We start from the raw sequence: 20,514 nt of genomic DNA, 5'->3' as shown, positions 1-20,514 counted from the left end.
CAGCAGAAAGCTACTGCCCTAGAAGGATGGATGCGTATGAGGTTTCTTTTCAGTGGGTGTCCAAGTACCTGTCGCTACACTTTTGGTACAAAAGGCACCTGCTGAATGAAGATAAAGCCTCCGGCGGATGTCACGGATTTTCAAAGGAATGAATTGTGCTAGCACAATTCAAAAATCCGGACGCATTGTTTATCTGCGCGAAAGTGAAGCGGCAGCGGCAATTACGCCGAGGCGAAATTGATTTGATGTTTATTTATGCACAAATGTGCCACTTTTTCCGCCTGTTTTTTCAACAAGGTATGTGTCTTTAATGACCATAGATTTGTCAACGGCTTTACACATATCATAAAAAGTCAGTGCGGCAATAGATACAGCAGTTAGAGCTTCCATTTCGACGCCTGTTTTACCACTACATTTTACTGTTGCTTGAATATGAAGTTCGTAACCAACCTGTGCCTTTGTATATTCAAATTGGAGATCGGTACCTTGTAACATGATCGGATGACACATAGGGATAATATCAGCTGTTTTTTTAGCACCCATAATCCCGGCAATTTGCGCTACTTGCGTAGGGTCACCTTTTTTAATGCCTCCTTGTTGGATGGCTTGATAGACTTCATCGGATAAAGTGATCGTACTACGAGCAATGGCTGTGCGATTGGTGCTTGTTTTTTCAGAGATGTCGACCATTTTAGGACGACCTTCTTCGTTCCAGTGTGTAAAATTACTCATTATTAGACTTCCTTTCAAATGTTTGATGCCAATCTTGTTGAGAGTTGATATTGATAAATGTTGAGCTTTCTTCTTCAAAAGGAACATAACATACTTGAAGTTGCTCTAACAAGACTTTCATACTTCGCTTGTTTTGTTGCACTAATTGATTTGCTATCGGTAAAGCACTGCGTCGATATAAAGCAGCGAGAGGTTGTAATCTTGAATCTTGTTTCGGGACAATAGCATCATAACGATCATCGATAAATGTGAGCATAGTTTGGATAAAATCTGCATGGATAAATGGCATATCACTAGCTACAACAAAAAACCATTCGACATCGGGAAAATTAGTCATGATATTTTGCAGGGCAAACAGAGGTCCTTGATGAGGCTGTTTTTCAATGATCCATTGGACCTTTTCTTCTACAAACTTCGATTGCAAGCTAGCATTAGTAGCAATAATTAAAGGCTGTAGTTGATTTTTTTGTAAGGCTATGAGACTGTGCTTATATAGTGGCTGGCCAGCAAACAACTCAAACATTTTCGGTTGACCATATCGAGAAGATTGACCACCAGCTAAGACAACACCAGCTATTTTCATACACGATTCAGCTCACCGACAAAGTGTTGCACAGTCGGAAGAATTAGTTTTGTCATGGCAAGTGTCACGGCATTGGTGGAACCTGGTAACAAATAGATAGCCGTTTTATCGCGACTCCCTGCTGTGGCACGACTAAACATGGCTTTTGGACCGATTTCCTCATAGCTTAATGTTCGAAATAATTCACCAAATCCCATCATCTCTTTTTCGAAAAGAGGGAGAAGGGCGTCGTATGTTTGGTCTCTTGGAGTAAATCCTGTTCCACCTGTTACGATAATTGTATTGATGGTGTGATCAACGCACCATTTTTTTACATGATTTGCGATGTCAAGTGGTTCATCTTTTGATATTTGGTAGTCCACTAATTCAAATGAAGCTTCTTGAAGTAACGATTGAATACACTGGCCACCGCGATCATCTGCCTTTGTGCGTGTGTCACTCACAGTTAAAATGGCAGCTCGTATAGGAAGTTGATGATGTGTAGGATGCAAGGGTAAAGACCTCCTTTTATAGAGTAAGAAAGTATAAAATTTTTTCTATTTAAAATAATGTCTAGGCATTCGTGCCAGCCGTTCGAGGTCGCTTCGGGCTCGCCAAAGCTTGTCGCGGTTAAACTGGCTCGAATGCGCTTTTCTTATTATAAAGCTATAAATTAAAAGGTCAAACTAAAATTCATAGATAGAAAGGCAAAAACATTTATGCATAATAGATATTCTAGACAACAATTATTCAGCCCAATCGGAGAAAAAGGGCAGCAATTACTAAAACAAAAACATGTTCTAATCATAGGTGTTGGTGCATTAGGCAGTGCTAGCGCAGAGGCTCTAGTGAGGGCAGGCGTCGGAAAGTTGACGATTATTGATCGTGATTATGTGGAGTGGAGCAATTTACAAAGACAGCAACTATATACCGAACAAGATGCACAAGAAAAAGTTCCTAAAGTAATCGCTGCCAAAAAACGACTACAAAGTATAAACTCAGAGGTGGAAATCAACGAATATATTCTGGATGCAAGTTCAGAGCAATTAGTAGCACTACTTGCAAATGTAGATGTCATGGTAGATGCAACAGATAACTTTGATATTCGTTTTATGATGAACGACCTTGCACAAAAATTTCAAATTCCTTGGGTTTATGGATCCTGTATTGGTAGTTATGGCGCTACTTATACGATTGTACCAGGCAAAACACCTTGTTTACATTGTTTGCTAGAGGCGATGCCTAATACAGGGATGACATGCGATACAGTGGGAATTATTAGTCCGACTGTTCAAATAGTAGCAGCTTATCAAGTAGCTGAGGTTTTCAAACTTTTAGTAGGAGATGAAGAAGCGGTACGAAAAAGTTTTTTAACCTTTGATGTTTGGCAAAATCAACACTATGAAATAAATGTGGAAAAAATACGTAAAAGTGATTGTCCATCTTGTGGAAACAAACCCACATATCCGTATTTGTCCTATGAAAATCAAACAAAGTTAGATATTTTATGTGGTCGCGATGCCATTCAAATTCGTCCACCTAAACCGATTCACTATAATCTTGAGCAGCTTGCTGTCCAAATTCGTCCCTATGGCGATATTCAAAAAAACCCCTATTTACTTTCTTGCCAAGCGGAGGATTATCGACTGGTGATTTTCCAGGATGGACGTGTAGTTATTCATGGGATACAAGATGTACAGAAAGCTAAAACCATTTATTATCGTTTACTCGGATAAAGGAGTGTTCCAAATGTTAGAGAAAAGAAAACCAATTGCTGTAGGTGAAGCTGTTCAACGTGTTATGGAGTTTGCATTCCAAGAAAAAATAGAGATTGTTTCACTACAGCAAGCATATGGGCGTTTTTTAGCAGAAGACGTTGCGGCAGACCAAGATGTACCTGCTTTTGACCGTTCACCTTATGATGGTTATGCTATTCGTTCGGTCGATAGTCAAGAGGCAAGTTCAGAAAATCCAGTAACCTTTAAAGTAGTCGGAGAAATTGGCGCGGGCTATGTATTTGAGGAAGTAGTAGGTGCTAAAGAAGCGGTCCGCATTATGACAGGAGCACCTATCCCAAAAGGATGCGATGCAGTCGTTATGTTAGAATTAGCGCATACATTTGAAGATGACAATCAAATGTATATGTCGATTAAACGCTCTTATGCAACAGGAACAAATATTTCATATCAGGGAGAGGACGTTCAAAAAGGCGCAATCCTTATTGAAAAAGGACAATCTATCAATCCAGGTGTTGTCGCATTACTTGCTACTTTTGGTTATGATCAAGTACCTGTATTTCGGAAGCCGATCGTAGGTGTCATTGCAACAGGAAGTGAGTTACTAGAACCGAGTGAATCTTTACAGCCAGGGAAAATTCGTAATAGTAATGCATACATGATAATGGCCCAAATTGAACGTGCTGGGGCAACAGTTAAATATTTTGGTAAATTTAGTGATGACATAAATTTATGTATTGATGTTGTAGAGAAAGCGCTACAAGAAGTAGACATATTGATTACAACAGGAGGAGTATCAGTAGGTGATTATGATTACTTACCAGCCATTTATGAAGCCATTGACGCAAAAGTGCTTTTTAATAAAGTAGCGATGCGACCAGGTAGTGTAACAACTGTTGCTGCTCGAAATGGTCAATTATTATTTGGACTTTCAGGTAATCCATCAGCTTGCTATGTAGGCTTTGAACTATTTACACGACCTATTATTCGAAAGGCATTTGGCCATAAGCAGCCACATCTACGTAGAGAGCAGGCTATTTTAGGTGCGGACTTTAAAAAACCGAATCCGTTTACCCGTTTTGTGCGTGCTAGTATTTCTTATGAAAAAGGTCAATTAGTTGCAGCTCCTTCTGGTTTTGATAAATCTAGTGCTGTTTCGTCTTTAGCGGAAGCCAATGCCTTTATTGTATTACCAGGTGGATCACGTGGATACGAAAAAGGCATGCAAGTAGCTGTCTTATTGTTAGAAGATTTGCAAGGAAGTGAGTGGCCTTGGGACATCATCGAAAAATCCTACAAATCGTAGGCTATCAAAATAGTGGGAAGACAACGGTAATGGAACAACTCATTACACAAGCTAAGACTGAAGGCTTGCGTGTAGGAACAATTAAGCATCATGGACATGGTGGTATCCCTGCGATTGAAAGTTCGAAAGACAGTGCTCGGCATGAAAAGGCCGGCGCAAGTGTAACAGCAGTTGAAGGAGAAGGTACTTTGCGCATGAGCATTCACCAAAGTAACTGGCAACTTGCTGATATACTAGCTATTTATGAGTCAATTGAAATGGATATCATTTTAATTGAAGGCTATAAAAATGAACACTTTCCGAAGGTTGTTCTTTTGCGACAAGCGGAAGATCAATCTTTGCTGCAAAAAGTAAGTAATATCGTCTGTGTTCTTTACTGGCCGACCTATCCACTGGATAAACCACTAGATTATCCAACTTTTTTAATTCATGAAAAAGCACAATATATGGAAGTTCTTATGAAGGAAATGAGGAAATAATCATGACTACATCGTTGTTTGAAATCATCGATAAACCAATTGATGTTGAGGAAGTTAGACAAAAAGTAACAAGTCGAAACGCTGGTGCAATCACTGTTTTCATCGGAACAGTACGTGAAATGACGAAAGAAAAGAAAACATTACATTTGGAATATCAAGCCTATCCACCTATGGCCATTAAAATGTTTGAACAAATTTCTAAAGAAATACAAGAGCGATGGCCAGAGGCGAAAGTGGCCATTACGCATCGTGTTGGTCATTTAGAAATCTCGGATATTGCTGTAGTAATTGCGGTTTCATCACCCCATCGTAAAATGGCCTATGCAGCAAATGAATTTGCTATTGATCGTATTAAACAAATTGTGCCTATTTGGAAAAAAGAGTATTGGGAAGATGGAACCGAGTGGATTGGCGATCAATTAGAAAATGTACCTTATCCAAAAGGAAACCCAACAATCAGTGAGGAGGATTTTGGTGATTAACATATTATTGTTTGCACACTTACAAGAAATCATCGGTGAGCCAAAATTAACTGTAGAGCTGTCAGACCGTACAGTTGGACAAATTAAAGCATGGATGGAAAGCCAATATCCACAAATTTCTTTGCAACATGTTATGACAGCGGTCAATGAGGAATTTGCAACCGATTCAACGGTTATAAAAACAGGGGACACAATCGCCTTTATTCCACCAATTAGTGGTGGGTAAAGAGTAAAGATGTAGCTTGATAATATAGTCTGTTTAAAATTATCTGGCCTCTATTTCTTAGAGGTAAGATAATTTTTTTGTTGGATATTCATGTGAATTTGACTGTGTGGATTGTAAATTTTTGTACGAAGCAGGTTATTAAAACAAGAAAATAGGATGAGATGTTAGTAAAATAGTGGTAAAAGATCAAGGTGGGATAGTATGGCTGAAAAGATTTTATTTTTTATTTTAATGATGCCCATTTATGGTTTAGTAATTTGGTCTTATTTTTATCCTGAAGAAAGTCTGTTGTTCGGGAAAAGATGGATGTACAAAGAAGAACCACAGTTATCGAATGAAATAATCCGTTATACTAAATTCGCCTCAATGGTCGTTATGATTGGATTACCCATCGTTGTCATTAGTTTCATCTTTGATATTTATTTTCTTAGATTTACGTTAGTGGTAATTCCTTTAGTAGTCGCATTTGGTGCACTTAAAATATTCACAGATGAAAAAGATTCCTAAAATAGTACAACTAGGTCTGACACATTAAATAAGAGCATGTTTTGATCAATCCTTTTCAAAACATGCTCTTTTGCACAAAGATACAGTTGTATTGTTATGCTTTCAATAGATGGACGCTCAGAAGCATAAGGAAGGAAATACCTATCATACAAATCACCCATGACCAAGCGAGTGACATGTTACCCGATTCAATCGCCATATAAATAGCAAGTGGCGTTGTTTGCGTTTTGCCTGGAAGGTTTCCCGCAAACATTAAAGTTGCCCCAAATTCACCTAAAGCTCGTGTAAAACTTAAAATTCCACCTGCCACAATCGCTTTTAATGCAAGAGGAATAGAAATGAAGAAAAAGACTTGCCATTCGTTAGCACCATCAACACGTGCGGCGTTCTCGATATCCTCATCAACAGCTTCGAATCCAGTTTTTGCCGATTGATACATTAAAGGAAATGCAACAACAGTAGAGGCGATAACTGCCGCCCACCATGTGAACATAACGGGTTGATTGAAAAGCCATGTAATCAAGCTACCTAACATGCTGTTTTTGCCGAAAATAATAATCAGAAGGAAGCCTACTACCGTAGGAGGTAATACCAATGGTAAAAGCAGTACCGTTTCAAGAAATAATTTCCCTTTAAATTTGCGTTTTGCCATCCATTTACCAAATAGAATACCTGCTACTATAACAATGATTCCTGACACAAATGCAATTTCAACAGAAAGTTTAAGAGGTGACCAGAAACCGGTACTCATCAATTAATGAGCTCCTTGAAAGCCGTATTTTTTAAATACTTTCATCGCCGTATCGCTTTGTAAATAGTTATAAAAATCTTCCGCTTCTTTAGCATGCTTACTATCTTTGATAACACCTACAGGATAAATAATAGGTGTATGTGTATCACCTTGTGCTGTAGTAACAACATCTACTTTATCTGAAACAAGGGCATCTGTTTTATATACCATACCTGCATCAACATTTTCAGTTTCTGTATAAGTAAGTACTTGTCGTACGTCTTTTGTATACACAACTTTTGATGCTACATCTTCCCAAAGTTTCATATTTGTCAATGTTTCTACACCGTACTTGCCAGCAGGAACCGATTCTGGTGTACCAACGGCAATCTTATCAGCCTTCGTTAAGTCTTCAAAAGATTGAATGTGTTTTTCATTTTTCTTAGGAACGATTAAAACTAATTCGTTAGCTAAAAGGTCCGTTCCTTGTTGTTGGTCGATTAAACCGTTTTTTACTAGTTCATCAAATTTATCTTCTGCTGCTGAAAAGAAAAGATCTACAGGAGCACCTTTTACAATTTGTTGCTGTAATGCTCCAGAGCCACCAAAGTTATAGATGATTTTAATATTATCATGTTCTTTTTCATAGGTTTTTTGAAGTTCTTCTAATGACTCTTGTAAACTAGCCGCTGCGGAAATTGTTATTTCAACAGGTTCGTTTGTTGTTTTGTTGTTACTACCTTGACTACCACAACCTGTTAAAATACCAACAAGTAGTAACGATGAAGCGAATAAACTATAAAACTTTTTCACTTTGAATATACTCCTTATATAACTCGTTATAACAAGACATAACTAATTATAATTAGTTATGTCTAAAAAAGAAATACCTAATTGCTAGAAACCTTTAAGATGTTAAAAAAGCATAAATACGTTACTATGGTATCAATAGAAGCATTGAAGGAGATTTTTACATGTCACATGAACATTCCTATACGATTGAAGAGGTTGCGCAATTATTAAAGGTTTCCAAATTAACGATCTATGATTTGGTGAAAAAGGGAGATTTACCTGTTTTTCGTGTAGGTCGACAAATGCGTGTGGACCGAACAGATTTACAAATATATATACAAAAGAGCAAAACGGGAGCCACTCCTACTTCGTCTACTGCACCGACTACCCTTACGATAAAGAATAAAAAAATTATTATTAGTGGACAAGATTTAGTATTAGACTTATTAGGAAAATATATTGAGAAAAAACAATCCAATAAAATATTACGCTCCCATGAAGGTAGCTTTAATGGTGTCATGGCGATGTATAATGGAGAATGTGATATTGCGAGTTTACATTTGTACGACGGTGATACAGGGGATTATAATACGACTTATTTGAAAAAGATTTTTGTGAGTCACGCATATGTTCTCATCAATCTAATTTCACGCCGAGCAGGCTTTTATGTTCCAAAAGGAAATCCATTGCAAATTCAATCATTCGATGATTTTAAGACCAAATCACTAAAACTGATTAACCGTGAAAAAGGCTCAGGTGCTCGAACTTTATTAGATGAACAATTACGAGTTCACCACATAGCTCCATCCTCAATTGAAGGATATAACGAAGAGGAAATGAGCCATATCGATGTGGCTTCTGCTGTGGCAAATGGGAATGCAGATATTGGCATAGGCATTGAAAAAATATCTAAACTCATAGAGGTTGATTTTATACCACTTATTAGAGAACGTTATGATATTGTGCTATTAAAAATGCCTGAAAACCAACAACTGATTGAATCAGTGAAAGAGATTTTAACGTCACCAGATTTCCAATCAGAAGTAGCCGCACTAGGTGATTATGACGTCACTCAAATGGGACAAATTATTTATGAAACGCTTTAATAAAGTATGACGCCAATCCCCTTTGTGTAAGGTAGTATATTTTCATGATTATGCAGTGTAGGAGGTCGTTCATGGAGGTTTGGGATGTTTACGATAAAAATAGAAGTAAAACAAATAAAAGTCATGTACGTGGAGCTAAGTTAGCAGATGGTGATTATCATATAGTTGTACATGTATGGATAAGGAATAATAAGGGTGAAATTCTTTTAACGAAAAGGCATAAGGATCAATCTTTCCCTAACTTATGGGAATGTCCAGGCGGCTCTATTTTAGCAGGTGAAAGTAGTCTCGATGGTGCTATAAGAGAAGTAAAAGAAGAAATCGGGATAAATTTATCTAGGTCGAAATGTAAAATGATAAAGAGTGAACGTAGGGATGCGTACAATGATTTTTACGATGTATGGCTTTTTGATCAAAGTTTTGAAATTCCAGAAACAGTACTCCAAGAAGATGAAGTGAGCGATATTAAATGGGTAACAAAGTCCGAGCTTGAAAATATGTATAACTCTAATTACATAGTACCAACTCTTGAATATTTTAAAGTAATCTGTTTTTAAAAAGACAACTCCATGATGATCTTAAATTTGAAGGATAGCGTGTATTTCGATATTGTAAATTAAAAGCGATTAAAATCGATAATAAAAAATTCCTGTAGGCAAAGTTGCATTCGACTTTATCTACAGGATTTATAATGATAATTAATCGCTTAGCATTGCTATTAAAGTTCGTTTTTGTCAGCCGAGCTTGAAGCATGCATATTGTAATACAAAATGCACACAGAAGGTAATAGGGGGCTTCGTCGTTTAATCCAAACTCAGGCAGACCAAACCAGCCAAAAACTAATGGTGGTAGGAATGTGATATTTAAAACAACACTTGCCACTAAAATGTTAATAGACGAATTTGGGCACTCTTATTTTAGGAGTGTCTTTATTTAAATATTTTTTTAGATTCTATTATTAGCAAGCGTGAATTTTAATCTGTTACTGCTATTATTTCCTTGAATATAATGTAAAAATTTAACACGTGATATAATAGATATACTTATAAGGTACAAATACACAAGGGAATCTTAGGTGATCGTTTATGAAATTTAAAAAACGTTTAGGTTTGTATTTTTCAGCTTTGTTAGTCGTATTACTTGTAGGAATTGTTTTGAAAAATGTATTCATAAAAGAAGCAACGGTTGATCCGATAGTAGAAAAAGAGGATGGAACAAAACAGCTTGTTTTCGATACAAAGTTAACAAAATTAGACGAATCAACAACAACACTTAAAGAATACAATGGAAAGGTCCTAATCGTTAACTTTTGGGCATCTTGGTGTGAGCCATGTCAAGAAGAAGCTCCTGATTTAAGGGATTTTTATAACAATAAACCTGAAAATGTTGAGTTGTTAGCAATCAATGCTACTTCACATGATAGTCATGAAAATGCAATAAAGTTCCAAGAATCATACAGTTTGAGTTTCCCTATATTTCTTGATTTAGATAATACACTTCAAAAATCATTTGAAGTATTGGCTTACCCAACAACTTTTATATTTGATTCTAAAGGTATATTAAAGCACACAATAAAAGGAAAAATTAATCAACAAGAATTAAATAAGTATATTGATCAACTCTACTAATCTGGAAACGCAGTTCCTTTAGATGAGAGCACTTTTCTGTTTTAAAGATGACATTATGAATGAATACGCAAGGAAAAAGGGGGATTATTATGTATCAGACTTTAAATGATTTTTTTAAGTCTTGGGAGTTTGAAGCCAATTGTACACAGAAATTATTGAATAATCTAACTGATGAATCACTAAGACAGGAAATAACGTCTGAAAATTGGACTTTAGGACGTATTGCTTGGCATACTGTTACTGCAATTCGCATCATTACTTCAAATACAAGTGTAACATTTGATGCTCCAACTAAAGATTATCCTGTTCCTACTTCAGCACAATTTATTGCAGATAGCTATTCTCAAGTCAATAATGCGTTTGTGCAAGCAGTAAAAACCAATTGGACTGATCAAACTCTTCAAGAGCACATTGAATTTTTCGGTCAAGAAATGGAAATTGGTACACTTTTAATGTTTTTAATTCAACATCAGAATCATCATCGAGGACAAATGACGGTTCTTATGCGACAGGCGGGATTAACTGTCCCAGGCATTTATGGTCCAGCTAAAGAGGAATGGGGAAATTTTGGGATGGAAGCTCCGGAAATGTAAAAATAATTAAGGTGAGGATATTGTGAAAATAGCTGTACTATCAGATATTCATGGAAATAAAGATGCGTTAAAAGCAGTGTTAGAGAATATAAAATATAGAAATATCGATAGGGTTTATAATTTAGGTGATACTCTTTATGGACCATTATTTCCGTTAGAAACATATGAAATGATAAAGAGTACAGATATTAAAGGTGTAAGTGGAAATTGTGATCGGATACTATTACAGTCTTCATCGGAAAATCCAACTATTCAATATGTCTTAGATATGCTCACGGAAGAACATAAAAGCTGGTTATTAAACCTGCCATTTTCAATTCAGACAGATGATTTTTACTTTTGTCATGCTTCACCTGAAAATGATGAGCTGTATATGTTGAATGAAATTACTCCAAATGGTGTTACTATAAAACAGACAGAAGAAATAATGAATTTTGTAAAAGATATTCCTCAAAATATTATTTTTTGTGGTCATTCCCATTTACCGACGATTGTTTATTTACCTAATAACAAAATCATTATTAATCCGGGGAGTGTCGGTTTGCCTGCTTATGAAGAAGAAGAACCGTTCTATTATAAGATTGAATCAGGCACACCATTTGCGAATTATACAGTTGTAGAAAAAAGGAATGATAAATGGATTATAGAGCAGTTAAGCGTTCCTTATGATACTACGGAAGTTATTAAACAAAGTGAAGACCAAAATAGACCTGATTGGGCAAGAGCATTAAAATGTGGAAGAGTATAATAGAAGAGTAAAAGGATTTTTTGATAAAACATTAAAACAAGTCCTTTATTCTATGAACTTAAATATTATCGTGGGCTTTGTCTTTTATTGCAATCACCTTTAGTAGGTTCTTCTTTTGGATAAATAAAATATCAGAGGCTTTCCGATAAATCTTAGGAAAGCCTCTGAGTATATTATAGTTCTTCCTGGAAATAAATTTTATAAAACTTTCGATTTGTCGCTTCATCGTAGCCTACTTCAATGAGTTCATCCACTTGCTCAATGTCCTGTACGTTCACCTGAATTTCAATATTGGAATCGAGTTTAATTTTACGTTTATATTTCTTTTCAGCCTTTTCAAGTGCACTCTCAGAAATAACGGTTTCATAAGGTTTTACCGAATTTATGATGATATCTTTTTGTGTTGGCTCTGCATTTTCAAATACCGTTTCAATATAATCGTTTACTTGGAATTCATCTTCATTTCTAAAATAATCAAGCGTTTTGTTCAAAAGCCCCAATTTTTCAGTATTCGTAAAGCTCTCTTCTTTTAAAATATATTTTTTACATTCTGTTAGCGCTAAATTCGTTTTATAATAATGTTCATCCGCTGCTTTAATCTTTAAAAATCGTTCTTGCCAATAAACAATATCTTCTTTTCTTTTTGTTTTCATAAAGACAGCAGGTGCCTCATCCGTCCCCATATCTACGATGATGGCCATATTATTGATCTTCTTGACATTAATTCCGTCAATGCCATTGACCACCATTTTGTTTTGGTCGCTTTTTACATCTAAAAACATTTCTTTTTCATCAATTTTAACAATGGCGATTATTTTTTTAACTTCTGTAGACAGAAAACAATTGTCAAATAACCCAATAAACAATTCGCCACTTTTAATGTTAGGATGTTGAGATACACTATGTAAGTGTGTAGCAATGTTTTTTGATTGCTCAAGGAGATTATTCTCTTCATCAAAAATAGCCCTCACATATGTGTATACCTCATTTAATCCAATATCTGTTTCATGAAAAAATTCGTATTGCTGCTCTAAATCGATTTTACTAAATGCTAGCTGTGTAAAAGCTGCCTCTAGCATAACCTCTGGTTGCGAAAAGGGCTCCTCGCCTAACACGAGTGTATCCCCAATAAAATGTATAATATATTGTGCTAACTTACTATCACTTACTTCTAGCATGTTTTTCACCTTCTAAAAATTCATTGTAGATACTATACCATATCACATCCCTCACAACATTTCATAATATTTTTTAGTTCAAAAGATTAGTGATCTAACGTTTTTAATACTTCTGAGTTTGTTAATTGTTCGAAAAATATTGAATTTTAAATTTAAATATTTTAGAATTATACTAACGTAAATCAAAGGGGGATTTTCATGAATTACCTTTATTCGCCACAGCCTACTGAAAAAATTTCTTTACAAGTTGAATCATCACCTGTATGGGAAGTCATTCTTGGAATAGCTGGATACACACATATCCAGCTTCGACATACGTTTGAATTTGATGAAGAATGGACAAATGCTCGAGAATCGATGCCAAAATCATTGGTAGAATCGTTAAAATTAATTGAGAAAACTAATTTTTGGTATGGCTTGATTATGCTACAGAATGAGATTTCATCTTTAACCATTCAAGATTTTTCAAACCAACTTTACGATATAGCAATTGAAAGCTTCTATGAAATACTTTTACCTTATAAAAATCGTGAAACAGAACTTAGGAGAAGGGAAACTGCTGCTAGTTACAATAATCCTAATCTATTTGAAGAGTATGCAGTTCATTTCGACGATCATGACTATTTAGGAGAATACATACGATATCTCTGCCACTACTCGTATCAAGAGTTATGTGAACTATTTTCTAGTGTATTAAATGAATGGCATAGCTGGATAAGTAAACACGAAAAATGGGACAAGTGGTTGCAAGCACTTGATTTTGAAGAGAAACAATATCAGTCATTAAATGTTACAAACCCAATGGAAAAGATTGAACATATTACAGGTGGCGTAAAATATCAACTTGAGCCTTCAATTTGGACTGTCAAACTTATACCACATGTATCATATCGACCTTGGATTTTAGAAAAAAGAACAAGTGATACAAAACTTTTCTTTTATCCTTTAAAAGAGGAACTACTACAAGAGCTTGGGGTCCCTCCAAAGGATTTAGTTCGTAGCTATAAAGCGCTGGGAGACGAATTGCGCTTGAAATTACTATATCAGTTATTAAGAGGGCCTTCCTCATTGCAAGAGTTGAGTGCACAGTTCACTATGAATAAAACGACACTCCATCATCAACTATCTCTGTTAAAGGCTGCGAGATTAATTAAAGTTGATAAAGGGATTTATTCTGCAAACCCAATGGAAATAGAAAAAATATTTTCACGTCTCACGCAATATCTAAGGATTAAAGATGAAGAAGTATTCTAAGTCATTTAAAGCACTTTGGATAGGTGAAATAGTATCAGAACTGGGTAGTGCAGCTGGTGGGATTACTAATGGATTGTTACTTTATGAAATAACGGGATCGAAAGAATGGATGGGGATCCTTTGGCTAGTTTATTTTATCCCTTCATTGATTCTACAAAGTGTCACGGCACCGTTTTTGAATCATGTTGAGAAGGGGAAAATGATTCGAAATATACAGTTGATTCGTTCAAGTGCCTATCTTCTTCCTTTAATAGGCTTTGTAATTGATAAAAACATTGGGACAATTATAGGGTTAATTGCTTTACAATTAATTTTAGGATTAATGCAACCAATTTACGCTAGCCTCTCGTTTTCGCTTTTACCTGAGGTATGTGAGAGAAAAGATTTAACTGAAGCTAATGGGCTATTAGATGGAACTATTCGACTTATGAGTTTTCTTGCTCCTGGAATAACTTCTTTACTGTTATTAGCTGTCCATATGCAATTTATTTATATGTTTTCCTGCATTATGTTTGGTATTAGTTATATATCACTCTGTCAAATGTCTTCATCAAGCAAACAAACAGTACCAGTTTGGACCAAGAAGCTATGGTGGGGGGAAATGAAAGAGGGATATCGTACGTTTTTTAAATATAAGTATCTTTTACGACTTACATTTCTCTCCTCAACAGTTCAGTTTGCTGTAGGAGCAACAACCGTGTTAAGTATTCCATTTATTCGAAGCGACCTTAATGGAGAGTCATGGGAGTATGGAATATTTGCTGGGGCTTTTCCAATTGGATATGTAATTGGGATGTTATTACTTAAAAAGATTCCGAAGACATATATCACCATGCATGTAGGTTTAATTGGTGGAGGTCTTTCATTTGTTTTACTCTTTTTTGTTAAATCAATTCCAGCTGCGTGGATGTGTGAGTTAATAGGAGGGGTTTTATTTCCTTTATTCAACTCTCAGAGTGCAGCAATTTTTCAATCGCAGGCTCCTAAAGAACGATTAGCTCAACTAAGTGCTGTTCGATTACTTTTTCTTCGAGTGACAATGCCAATAGGAATAGTATTTGCTTCGACTTCTTTTTTTGATTTAAGTACAAGACAAGCGTATGGAATTGTTGGTTTAGCAATTGTTCTCCCAGGATTATTTTATCTGTTTTTCTTCAAGACAATAAATAACATACTTGAAAGTGAATAATTAGCGTACGATTGTTATATGATACTTTGTTTAGTTTGTAGTGTCTCAATAGGTGTTGATTATTTTCCTTCTACACGCCTGTTAGAAGAATTATAGCGTACGGTTTTTTGTTTAAATGTTATGAAGCCAATGATTGTAGGCTAATTGTCGTAAATTGACATTGCTAGTAGCTGGAGTATACTGGAATTAAACGGAAGGTGTATCGAAAGGAAATCCACAATAGAAGAGGGTCATTATATGCAATATAACATTAAACCAATAGCTGCAGTAAGCAATAGTCGAAAGATGATTGAAGATGACAATTGGGGTGGCGTTATTTCTACTATTGAATTGACAAAGGATATGCATGAATCTTCTTTAAAAGGAATTGATGATTTTTCTCATTTAGAAATTATATTTTATTTTGACAAAGTTTCAGATGAGAAAATCCAATATGAAGCGAGACATCCAAGAAAAAATAAGGACTATCCAGAAGTCGGTATTTTTGCACAGAGAGGTAAAAATAGGCCAAATAAAATAGGTGTAACGGTTGTGGAATTACTAGAATTGAAGGATAGAACATTAATCGTTAAAGGCTTAGACGCTATTGATGGAACACCTATTATAGATATAAAACCAGTAATGAAAGAGTTTCTACCAAAAGGTGAAATAAAACAACCATATTGGGCAACAGAGTTAATGAAGAATTATTGGGATTAGTATATTTACACAACAATTACTGCACCTTTTAAAGTTAAAGGGTAATCTTGAATTTTTTCGTTTCTGAGCCTAATTTTTATCAATTTATCCCAGAGGATGTGCCTAGTCGAGGCGATGTTCAGCGAATAATAGTGGTTTATTCGTTGTAACGAAAAAAACACGCCTACCCAAATTCATAAGCTTAATCTAGCCATTGTAAATAAGCAAAGTCAAAAATTAATTGGCTATGCGGGCTAGGCCCAGATGATGTAAAGGGATCAGAAATCGAAATTTATTACGGTATTTCACAAACTTCAAGAGGACAAGGGATTGCGTATGAAGCTGCAAATGCTTTAATGAATTATGTATTTTATAAAATTGGTTTACTTAAAATTATCGCTGTCGTCATCCTGAAAACGTTGCATCTATCCGAATTTTAGATAAGCTGGGAATGAACTATGAATATCCGTATAACAATCTAAATCCAGAATTAAAAGATTTTGAAGGGTTCATGCAATATTCTATTGAAACTGCTACATTTCAAAAAAGTAAATAGATGTGTTAAGCGAACAAGCTTCTACTTATTATTATGTAGAAGTTTTTTTATTGGTTAGAGATTAGGTGACTCTTTGGGGATTAGTTACAGATGAGACCAGGAGCGAGCACGTAGAGAATCGAAGGCTAAGGGCACACGTCCTATGATAACGCCTTCGTGAACACTATCGTGTCGGCCCCGAGGAAAGCGCCAAGTCGAAACGTAAATCATCTACACGTTATGGTAATGATCCTAAATAACACTTATTTTCCAAATTTTAAGACCATATTAAGATAACCATTAAATGGCCATAAGGTTATTTCTTTATCCTTTGATTAAATGAATGGAGAGGGGAAACATGATGGGAGTGAAACGGGTTTCATTTATTGATAGTCTACGTGGATTTAGTTTGCTAGGGATTTTACTCGCTAATTTAGTAGTTTTTCAATATGGTATGCATGGAGCCTTAAAAAATTTATCGTCGCAAAGTGCAGGGGATTTTGTAAAAGTGTTTATCGGCGGATCTTTTATGCCTATTTTTACGCTGTTGTTTGGATTTTCGTTTATAAAGTTAATAGAATCTGTTCGTGAAAAAGGACTAAAAAGTCGATGGATTATACTTAGACGAAGCTTGGGCCTGATTTTATTAGGCTGGCTGCACACTACTTTTATATGGGAAGGTGACATACTTTTATTCTACGGTATTATGATTTTGTTTTTGTTACCATTCATTAATCGAAAAGTAAAAACAATCATCATATGGGCTAGTATCTTCTTTGTATTCTCCGTTGCATTTATGATGAATATTAACTTGAATTTTACGGCAAATCAGCAGGAGATAGATGTGTATATTGAAAAAGCAAATAACGTTTATGCAAATGGTAGTTATTTAGATGTCGTGAATCATCGTTTAAATAGGTTGATGCCTGAACAGGAAGGATCCATTCTATTACTTGTAGCCCCTTTATTCTATGTACCGTTATTTTTACTTGGCATGGCTCTTGCGAAAATGCGAGCATTTGAAAATATGGAGCGGGAGCAAAAGTGGTATAGGTTAGGTCTGATACTTGTACCGATTGGAGTATTATGTAAATATTCGAGCTTAAAAGAAGGAGATTTATCTACTATGCTTCAGATGAGTGGGGCACAAGTTTTAGCGTTAGGTTATGTATGTGTAGCTGCCTTGCTTTATAAGAAATGGTGTACGTCGTCTTTTATTTATGCTTTTGAATGTGTTGGCAAGCTGTCTTTAACTAATTATTTAATGCAATCCATTATTTGTACAACTGTTTTTTTCGGCTACGGTTTTGGGCTGTACGGAAAATTAGGAATCTTGAATGGAATGCTGTTTGGGTTAGTAGTTTATAGTGCACAATGCATTGGCAGTGTATTGTATTTTAAAAGATTTAAACGTGGTCCATTTGAGCAGGCTCTAAGGATGTGGACGAATTGGTCCCTTGATGGTCGATTAAAGCAAAAAGTACAGAATATAAATAATATAATAGAGTGATTTTAAAGAAATTTTCTATAATAGATTTTAAGTTAATAACTTTTCAACGAAGGGGATTGGAGAATCCCCTTCGCTTACGTTAATCAATTATGCCGAGGCAAAATTGATAGTCCATCTTACCCGTTGAGTTTAGATACCTAGGGTGGATAGGCTACACTAAGTTAGACAGGGAGAGTGGCTTGAAACAAAAGTAAAATTCTTCTATATAGGGAATATGTCTAAGAAGTTTAGAAAAATATAGGATTATCACCAAAAGTTGTGGATGACATTTGTTAAAACATATACTATGTAAATAAGTTGATTGGAGTGGAGGCTGGGTGACTCCTTGGGGATCAGCGTCACAGATGAGACCCTGGAGCGAGCAACGCGAGTGAAGCGGCTCATCGGACGCCCCCAGGAAAGCGCCCAGTCGGAACGGAAATCAACCACACGTTTTGGTGATGAACCAAAATATGAATGTTAAGCTAATAGGTTATATCTTTTAGCCTTCATGCAATTGGTACGTTATAATCAAAAACAATAAATATAATTGTCAGGAAAAAATACCAACATTATAATAGTGACAATAAAACATACTTTATGAGGTGAGTTAATGGAAAAAGCAGCTAGTTATGATTTTCTTAATTCATACCAAAAATTGCAGCAGGAACGACTCATCAATCGAAAAGAAGAGTATTTAGAGGTGCTGGAAAAAACAAAGGCTAAAGGTGAAATATTAGAGTTTGAAAGCATAATGGGAGAGGCGTCTAAGTGACGTCTTTTTCTTTTGGAGTTAAATGAAAAGGGGGAAGAAAGCCGTTAACTCGAAATGGCTAACAATGCTGCTGTTCGTAGGATGCTCTGTATCAAAGTAAAAGGCCGATTATTGATGGTAGCGAAAAACGGCAAGAGATGGTTGCTCAGCGCTTTACAACGGCCAATAATAAAACTAAGGCTACGTTAGGGGTAGATTATGACAATAACTGTATTGTATTCCATTTGTGATATAATGAAATAAAAAACATTCAATGATGTTGATGGACAAGGAGATCTACTATGACTACAAATTATAAAAAAATTGCAGTGGCAATTGACTTTTCAGAACAATCATTAAAAGCATTGGAACAAGCTATTGAATTAACTTTACAGTATGATGCCGCTTTAGAATTAGTTAACGTTATTGATACAAAGTCCTTTGGGGCAATTTCAGCCTATGATTTAAAATACGCTGAGGAATTAAAAAACGACAACTCAAATAAAATGGAAGAGCTAAAAAAGAAAGTTTTAGCAGCAGGAGTAAAAGAGGTAGGAGCAGTTGTAGTAACTGGTTCTCCGAAAGGGATTTTAACTGAACTACCTGATGTGAGCCTAATCGTATGTGGCGCAACAGGGTTGAATCGAATGGAGAAAATGGTACTAGGTTCAGTTGCAGAGAGAATCGTCCGACACGCCAAATGCGATGTTCTAATTGTTCGTTAATAAGGTTATAAAAAGGGTGTTTAAATTTTACACTTTAAGAATTCTTATAATCAAATAAAAAGAAATCTGCATGCATTCCTATAGAAGCAAGCAGATTTCTTTTTTATAGCTTTGAAGATAGCTATGTTTAATTATTGTCCAGGTGTTGCTGCTTTATCGATAATGTCTTGTGGAATGTCGATTGTTTTTAGATGATTGAATTCAGTATAAGTTACAACTGATTTTGTTGAAGTTGAAATTTCTTGGTCTTCAACTTTCATTTTCAAATCAAAATTCATATCCATTTTTTCAGTATCGAAAGTTTCTTTATCGATTTGTAGAACGTAGTTTATTTTATCGATTGTTATGTTATCAAGTGGATTTTCTTCAAGACCAAGGTCTTTCATTGACTTTTGCATTTCAGAATCGATAAGTTCTTTAAATTTATCACCTTTTGCGTCTAAAGTTAAAATATATGCATCATCATTTTGCTCGAATTTGAAATCACCAATAAACTCTTTAAGCTGTTCTAATTGTTCTTTAGCGTTTGCAGATGATGCAGTTTGCTCTAAAATTGCATCAAACTGTTCGCTTGGTAATTTAAACCAGCTTTCAGTTGTTGGATCTTTCATGAAAAAGCCTTGTTCCTTCTTCATGTACATATCGATCGGCATATCCATAGTTTTTTTATCTTCACTAGCCATATCAGGCACTGTCATTGATCCTGTAATGTGCGCAGCAAGTGGATCAGAAATTACATCCATCTCCATTTTTGAATCCATGGCAATCTCCATAGCTTGATCACCTGATCCAGCTTTTGTTTTTTGTGACATCTCCATTGTTGCACTTACGCTTTTAATGTCAGCTTGGCGTTCTACTGCTTTGTCATATACTTGCTCTAAAGTGAGATCACTTTTTTTAGATGTGTCTTTCGTTGGGGTAGCGCTACTGTTACAAGCTGCTAGTGTTAGTGCTAGTGCTCCAACACTTAAAACTTTAAAAACTTTCTTCATTAATTTCATCTCCTATTCATAATAAAAAACAATATCTATTAGTATACATTACTATAAAAGGAAAAGTTTCGTTATTTTGAAAAAAATACTATT

General features: G+C 35.4%; 25 protein-coding genes. 18 read left to right on the top strand and 7 right to left on the bottom strand.

Going from position 1 to position 20,514, the window contains the following annotated elements; all coding sequences use genetic code 11:
• Nucleotides 1–249: 249 nt before the first annotated feature.
• Genes moaC through BFJ97_RS06450 form a run of 3 tightly spaced genes read right to left on the bottom strand, consistent with a single transcriptional unit; the run spans nucleotide 250 to nucleotide 1,806 of the window.
• Nucleotides 250–732 (bottom strand): cyclic pyranopterin monophosphate synthase MoaC, encoded by a 483-nt coding sequence (gene moaC / locus BFJ97_RS06460; protein ID WP_068983820.1) that lies wholly within the window; start codon nucleotides 730–732, stop codon nucleotides 250–252.
• Nucleotides 725–1,315, bottom strand: a complete 591-nt coding sequence (mobA, locus tag BFJ97_RS06455; protein ID WP_068983819.1) for a molybdenum cofactor guanylyltransferase — start codon at nucleotides 1,313–1,315, stop codon at nucleotides 725–727. The genes moaC and mobA overlap by 8 nt, the downstream gene beginning before the upstream one ends.
• Nucleotides 1,312–1,806, bottom strand: a complete 495-nt coding sequence (locus BFJ97_RS06450) for a MogA/MoaB family molybdenum cofactor biosynthesis protein (RefSeq protein ID WP_068983818.1) — start codon at nucleotides 1,804–1,806, stop codon at nucleotides 1,312–1,314. The genes mobA and BFJ97_RS06450 overlap by 4 nt, the downstream gene beginning before the upstream one ends.
• A 207-nt stretch (nucleotides 1,807–2,013) precedes the next feature.
• Here BFJ97_RS06450 and BFJ97_RS06445 point away from each other — a divergent pair, with 207 nt between their 5' ends.
• From BFJ97_RS06445 to BFJ97_RS06420, 6 genes are all read left to right on the top strand, one after another.
• On the top strand, nucleotides 2,014–3,030 hold the full coding sequence (locus BFJ97_RS06445) for a thiazole biosynthesis adenylyltransferase ThiF (protein ID WP_068983817.1): 1,017 nt from the start codon (nucleotides 2,014–2,016) through the stop codon (nucleotides 3,028–3,030).
• A gap of 13 nt (nucleotides 3,031–3,043) precedes the next feature.
• Nucleotides 3,044–4,336 (top strand): molybdopterin molybdotransferase MoeA, encoded by a 1,293-nt coding sequence (locus BFJ97_RS06440; RefSeq protein WP_068983816.1) that lies wholly within the window; start codon nucleotides 3,044–3,046, stop codon nucleotides 4,334–4,336.
• Nucleotides 4,297–4,815 (top strand): molybdopterin-guanine dinucleotide biosynthesis protein B, encoded by a 519-nt coding sequence (mobB, locus tag BFJ97_RS06435; RefSeq protein WP_175401693.1) that lies wholly within the window; start codon nucleotides 4,297–4,299, stop codon nucleotides 4,813–4,815. The genes BFJ97_RS06440 and mobB overlap by 40 nt, the downstream gene beginning before the upstream one ends.
• Before the next feature lie 2 nt (nucleotides 4,816–4,817).
• Entirely contained in the window at nucleotides 4,818–5,297 is a 480-nt protein-coding gene (locus BFJ97_RS06430) for a molybdenum cofactor biosynthesis protein MoaE (RefSeq protein ID WP_068983815.1), read from the top strand.
• Entirely contained in the window at nucleotides 5,290–5,523 is a 234-nt protein-coding gene (gene moaD, locus BFJ97_RS06425) for a molybdopterin converting factor subunit 1 (RefSeq protein ID WP_068983814.1), read from the top strand. The genes BFJ97_RS06430 and moaD overlap by 8 nt, the downstream gene beginning before the upstream one ends.
• 201 nt (nucleotides 5,524–5,724) lie before the next feature.
• On the top strand, nucleotides 5,725–6,030 hold the full coding sequence (locus tag BFJ97_RS06420) for a hypothetical protein (protein ID WP_068983813.1): 306 nt from the start codon (nucleotides 5,725–5,727) through the stop codon (nucleotides 6,028–6,030).
• 94 nt (nucleotides 6,031–6,124) lie between these two features.
• Here BFJ97_RS06420 and modB read toward each other — a convergent pair whose 3' ends face one another.
• Nucleotides 6,125–6,781 carry a molybdate ABC transporter permease subunit gene (modB, locus tag BFJ97_RS06415; protein WP_068984073.1) on the bottom strand — a complete coding sequence of 219 codons (657 nt, stop codon included), beginning with the start codon at nucleotides 6,779–6,781 and terminating at the stop codon, nucleotides 6,125–6,127.
• Between the two features lie 3 nt (nucleotides 6,782–6,784).
• Entirely contained in the window at nucleotides 6,785–7,573 is a 789-nt protein-coding gene (modA, locus tag BFJ97_RS06410) for a molybdate ABC transporter substrate-binding protein (RefSeq protein ID WP_068983812.1), read from the bottom strand.
• Nucleotides 7,574–7,734: 161 nt separating this feature from the next.
• Between modA and BFJ97_RS06405 the strand changes: the two genes are divergently transcribed.
• The 5 genes from BFJ97_RS06405 to BFJ97_RS06385 all read left to right on the top strand — a co-directional run bounded on the left by BFJ97_RS06405 (nucleotide 7,735) and on the right by BFJ97_RS06385 (nucleotide 11,627).
• Nucleotides 7,735–8,658 (top strand): substrate-binding domain-containing protein, encoded by a 924-nt coding sequence (locus BFJ97_RS06405; protein ID WP_068983811.1) that lies wholly within the window; start codon nucleotides 7,735–7,737, stop codon nucleotides 8,656–8,658.
• Nucleotides 8,659–8,729: 71 nt separating this feature from the next.
• Nucleotides 8,730–9,215 (top strand): NUDIX hydrolase, encoded by a 486-nt coding sequence (locus tag BFJ97_RS06400; protein ID WP_068983810.1) that lies wholly within the window; start codon nucleotides 8,730–8,732, stop codon nucleotides 9,213–9,215.
• Nucleotides 9,216–9,743: 528 nt separating this feature from the next.
• A complete protein-coding gene (locus tag BFJ97_RS06395) occupies nucleotides 9,744–10,286 on the top strand; it encodes a TlpA family protein disulfide reductase (protein WP_068983809.1) in 543 nt (180 codons plus the stop codon).
• Nucleotides 10,287–10,375: 89 nt separating this feature from the next.
• Nucleotides 10,376–10,879 (top strand): DinB family protein, encoded by a 504-nt coding sequence (locus BFJ97_RS06390; RefSeq protein ID WP_068983808.1) that lies wholly within the window; start codon nucleotides 10,376–10,378, stop codon nucleotides 10,877–10,879.
• A gap of 22 nt (nucleotides 10,880–10,901) precedes the next feature.
• Nucleotides 10,902–11,627, top strand: coding sequence for a metallophosphoesterase family protein (locus tag BFJ97_RS06385; RefSeq protein WP_068983807.1), 726 nt, complete (start codon nucleotides 10,902–10,904; stop codon nucleotides 11,625–11,627).
• A 173-nt stretch (nucleotides 11,628–11,800) separates the two neighbouring features.
• On the opposite strand, the gene BFJ97_RS06380 is transcribed toward BFJ97_RS06385, so the two are convergent.
• On the bottom strand, nucleotides 11,801–12,805 hold the full coding sequence (locus tag BFJ97_RS06380) for a hypothetical protein (protein ID WP_068983806.1): 1,005 nt from the start codon (nucleotides 12,803–12,805) through the stop codon (nucleotides 11,801–11,803).
• A 198-nt stretch (nucleotides 12,806–13,003) separates the two neighbouring features.
• Here BFJ97_RS06380 and BFJ97_RS06375 point away from each other — a divergent pair, with 198 nt between their 5' ends.
• From BFJ97_RS06375 to BFJ97_RS06355, 7 genes are all read left to right on the top strand, one after another.
• Complete coding sequence (locus tag BFJ97_RS06375) at nucleotides 13,004–14,059, top strand: ArsR/SmtB family transcription factor (RefSeq protein WP_068983805.1); 1,056 nt, start codon at nucleotides 13,004–13,006, stop codon at nucleotides 14,057–14,059.
• The gene (locus BFJ97_RS06370) at nucleotides 14,043–15,248 is read left to right on the top strand and encodes an MFS transporter (protein ID WP_068983804.1); all 1,206 of its coding nucleotides are present in this window, start codon (nucleotides 14,043–14,045) and stop codon (nucleotides 15,246–15,248) included. Before BFJ97_RS06375 ends, BFJ97_RS06370 begins: the two co-directional genes overlap by 17 nt.
• A gap of 237 nt (nucleotides 15,249–15,485) precedes the next feature.
• Nucleotides 15,486–15,947: a tRNA (N6-threonylcarbamoyladenosine(37)-N6)-methyltransferase TrmO gene (gene tsaA / locus BFJ97_RS06365; RefSeq protein ID WP_068983803.1), complete on the top strand. Its 462-nt coding sequence runs from the start codon at nucleotides 15,486–15,488 to the stop codon at nucleotides 15,945–15,947.
• Nucleotides 15,948–16,162: 215 nt separating this feature from the next.
• Nucleotides 16,163–16,366, top strand: a complete 204-nt coding sequence (locus BFJ97_RS25625; RefSeq protein ID WP_083226929.1) for a GNAT family N-acetyltransferase — start codon at nucleotides 16,163–16,165, stop codon at nucleotides 16,364–16,366.
• Nucleotides 16,367–16,819: 453 nt separating this feature from the next.
• Nucleotides 16,820–17,971: a DUF418 domain-containing protein gene (locus BFJ97_RS06360; RefSeq protein WP_254660126.1), complete on the top strand. Its 1,152-nt coding sequence runs from the start codon at nucleotides 16,820–16,822 to the stop codon at nucleotides 17,969–17,971.
• Between the two features lie 592 nt (nucleotides 17,972–18,563).
• Nucleotides 18,564–18,725 (top strand): hypothetical protein, encoded by a 162-nt coding sequence (locus tag BFJ97_RS24545; protein ID WP_175401692.1) that lies wholly within the window; start codon nucleotides 18,564–18,566, stop codon nucleotides 18,723–18,725.
• A 281-nt stretch (nucleotides 18,726–19,006) separates the two neighbouring features.
• Entirely contained in the window at nucleotides 19,007–19,429 is a 423-nt protein-coding gene (locus BFJ97_RS06355) for a universal stress protein (RefSeq protein WP_068983801.1), read from the top strand.
• Between the two features lie 131 nt (nucleotides 19,430–19,560).
• On the opposite strand, the gene BFJ97_RS06350 is transcribed toward BFJ97_RS06355, so the two are convergent.
• Entirely contained in the window at nucleotides 19,561–20,421 is an 861-nt protein-coding gene (locus tag BFJ97_RS06350; RefSeq protein WP_068983800.1) for a DUF6612 family protein, read from the bottom strand.
• Nucleotides 20,422–20,514 lie beyond the last annotated feature (93 nt).

Origin of the sequence: Lysinibacillus xylanilyticus (assembly GCF_001708185.1) — a bacterium.
Classification (GTDB): Bacteria; Bacillota; Bacilli; order Bacillales_A; family Planococcaceae; genus Lysinibacillus; species Lysinibacillus xylanilyticus_A.
This window is presented reverse-complemented; position numbering and strand designations above follow the sequence as displayed.

Excerpts from the sequence above, each read along its gene's own strand:
- moaC (WP_068983820.1), bottom strand. The coding sequence starts at position 732 with ATGAGTAATTTTACACACTGGAACGAAGAAGGTCGTCCTAAAATGGTC.
- mobA (WP_068983819.1), bottom strand. The coding sequence starts at position 1,315 with ATGAAAATAGCTGGTGTTGTCTTAGCTGGTGGTCAATCTTCTCGATAT.
- BFJ97_RS06445 (WP_068983817.1), top strand. The coding sequence starts at position 2,014 with ATGCATAATAGATATTCTAGACAACAATTATTCAGCCCAATCGGAGAA.
- BFJ97_RS06440 (WP_068983816.1), top strand. The coding sequence starts at position 3,044 with ATGTTAGAGAAAAGAAAACCAATTGCTGTAGGTGAAGCTGTTCAACGT.
- BFJ97_RS06430 (WP_068983815.1), top strand. The coding sequence starts at position 4,818 with ATGACTACATCGTTGTTTGAAATCATCGATAAACCAATTGATGTTGAG.
- BFJ97_RS06420 (WP_068983813.1), top strand. The coding sequence starts at position 5,725 with ATGGCTGAAAAGATTTTATTTTTTATTTTAATGATGCCCATTTATGGT.
- modB (WP_068984073.1), bottom strand. The coding sequence starts at position 6,781 with ATGAGTACCGGTTTCTGGTCACCTCTTAAACTTTCTGTTGAAATTGCA.
- BFJ97_RS06405 (WP_068983811.1), top strand. The coding sequence starts at position 7,735 with ATGTCACATGAACATTCCTATACGATTGAAGAGGTTGCGCAATTATTA.
- BFJ97_RS06400 (WP_068983810.1), top strand. The coding sequence starts at position 8,730 with ATGGAGGTTTGGGATGTTTACGATAAAAATAGAAGTAAAACAAATAAA.
- BFJ97_RS06395 (WP_068983809.1), top strand. The coding sequence starts at position 9,744 with ATGAAATTTAAAAAACGTTTAGGTTTGTATTTTTCAGCTTTGTTAGTC.
- BFJ97_RS06390 (WP_068983808.1), top strand. The coding sequence starts at position 10,376 with ATGTATCAGACTTTAAATGATTTTTTTAAGTCTTGGGAGTTTGAAGCC.
- BFJ97_RS06380 (WP_068983806.1), bottom strand. The coding sequence starts at position 12,805 with ATGCTAGAAGTAAGTGATAGTAAGTTAGCACAATATATTATACATTTT.
- BFJ97_RS06375 (WP_068983805.1), top strand. The coding sequence starts at position 13,004 with ATGAATTACCTTTATTCGCCACAGCCTACTGAAAAAATTTCTTTACAA.
- BFJ97_RS06370 (WP_068983804.1), top strand. The coding sequence starts at position 14,043 with ATGAAGAAGTATTCTAAGTCATTTAAAGCACTTTGGATAGGTGAAATA.
- tsaA (WP_068983803.1), top strand. The coding sequence starts at position 15,486 with ATGCAATATAACATTAAACCAATAGCTGCAGTAAGCAATAGTCGAAAG.
- BFJ97_RS06360 (WP_254660126.1), top strand. The coding sequence starts at position 16,820 with ATGATGGGAGTGAAACGGGTTTCATTTATTGATAGTCTACGTGGATTT.
- BFJ97_RS24545 (WP_175401692.1), top strand. The coding sequence starts at position 18,564 with ATGGAAAAAGCAGCTAGTTATGATTTTCTTAATTCATACCAAAAATTG.
- BFJ97_RS06355 (WP_068983801.1), top strand. The coding sequence starts at position 19,007 with ATGACTACAAATTATAAAAAAATTGCAGTGGCAATTGACTTTTCAGAA.
- BFJ97_RS06350 (WP_068983800.1), bottom strand. The coding sequence starts at position 20,421 with ATGAAGAAAGTTTTTAAAGTTTTAAGTGTTGGAGCACTAGCACTAACA.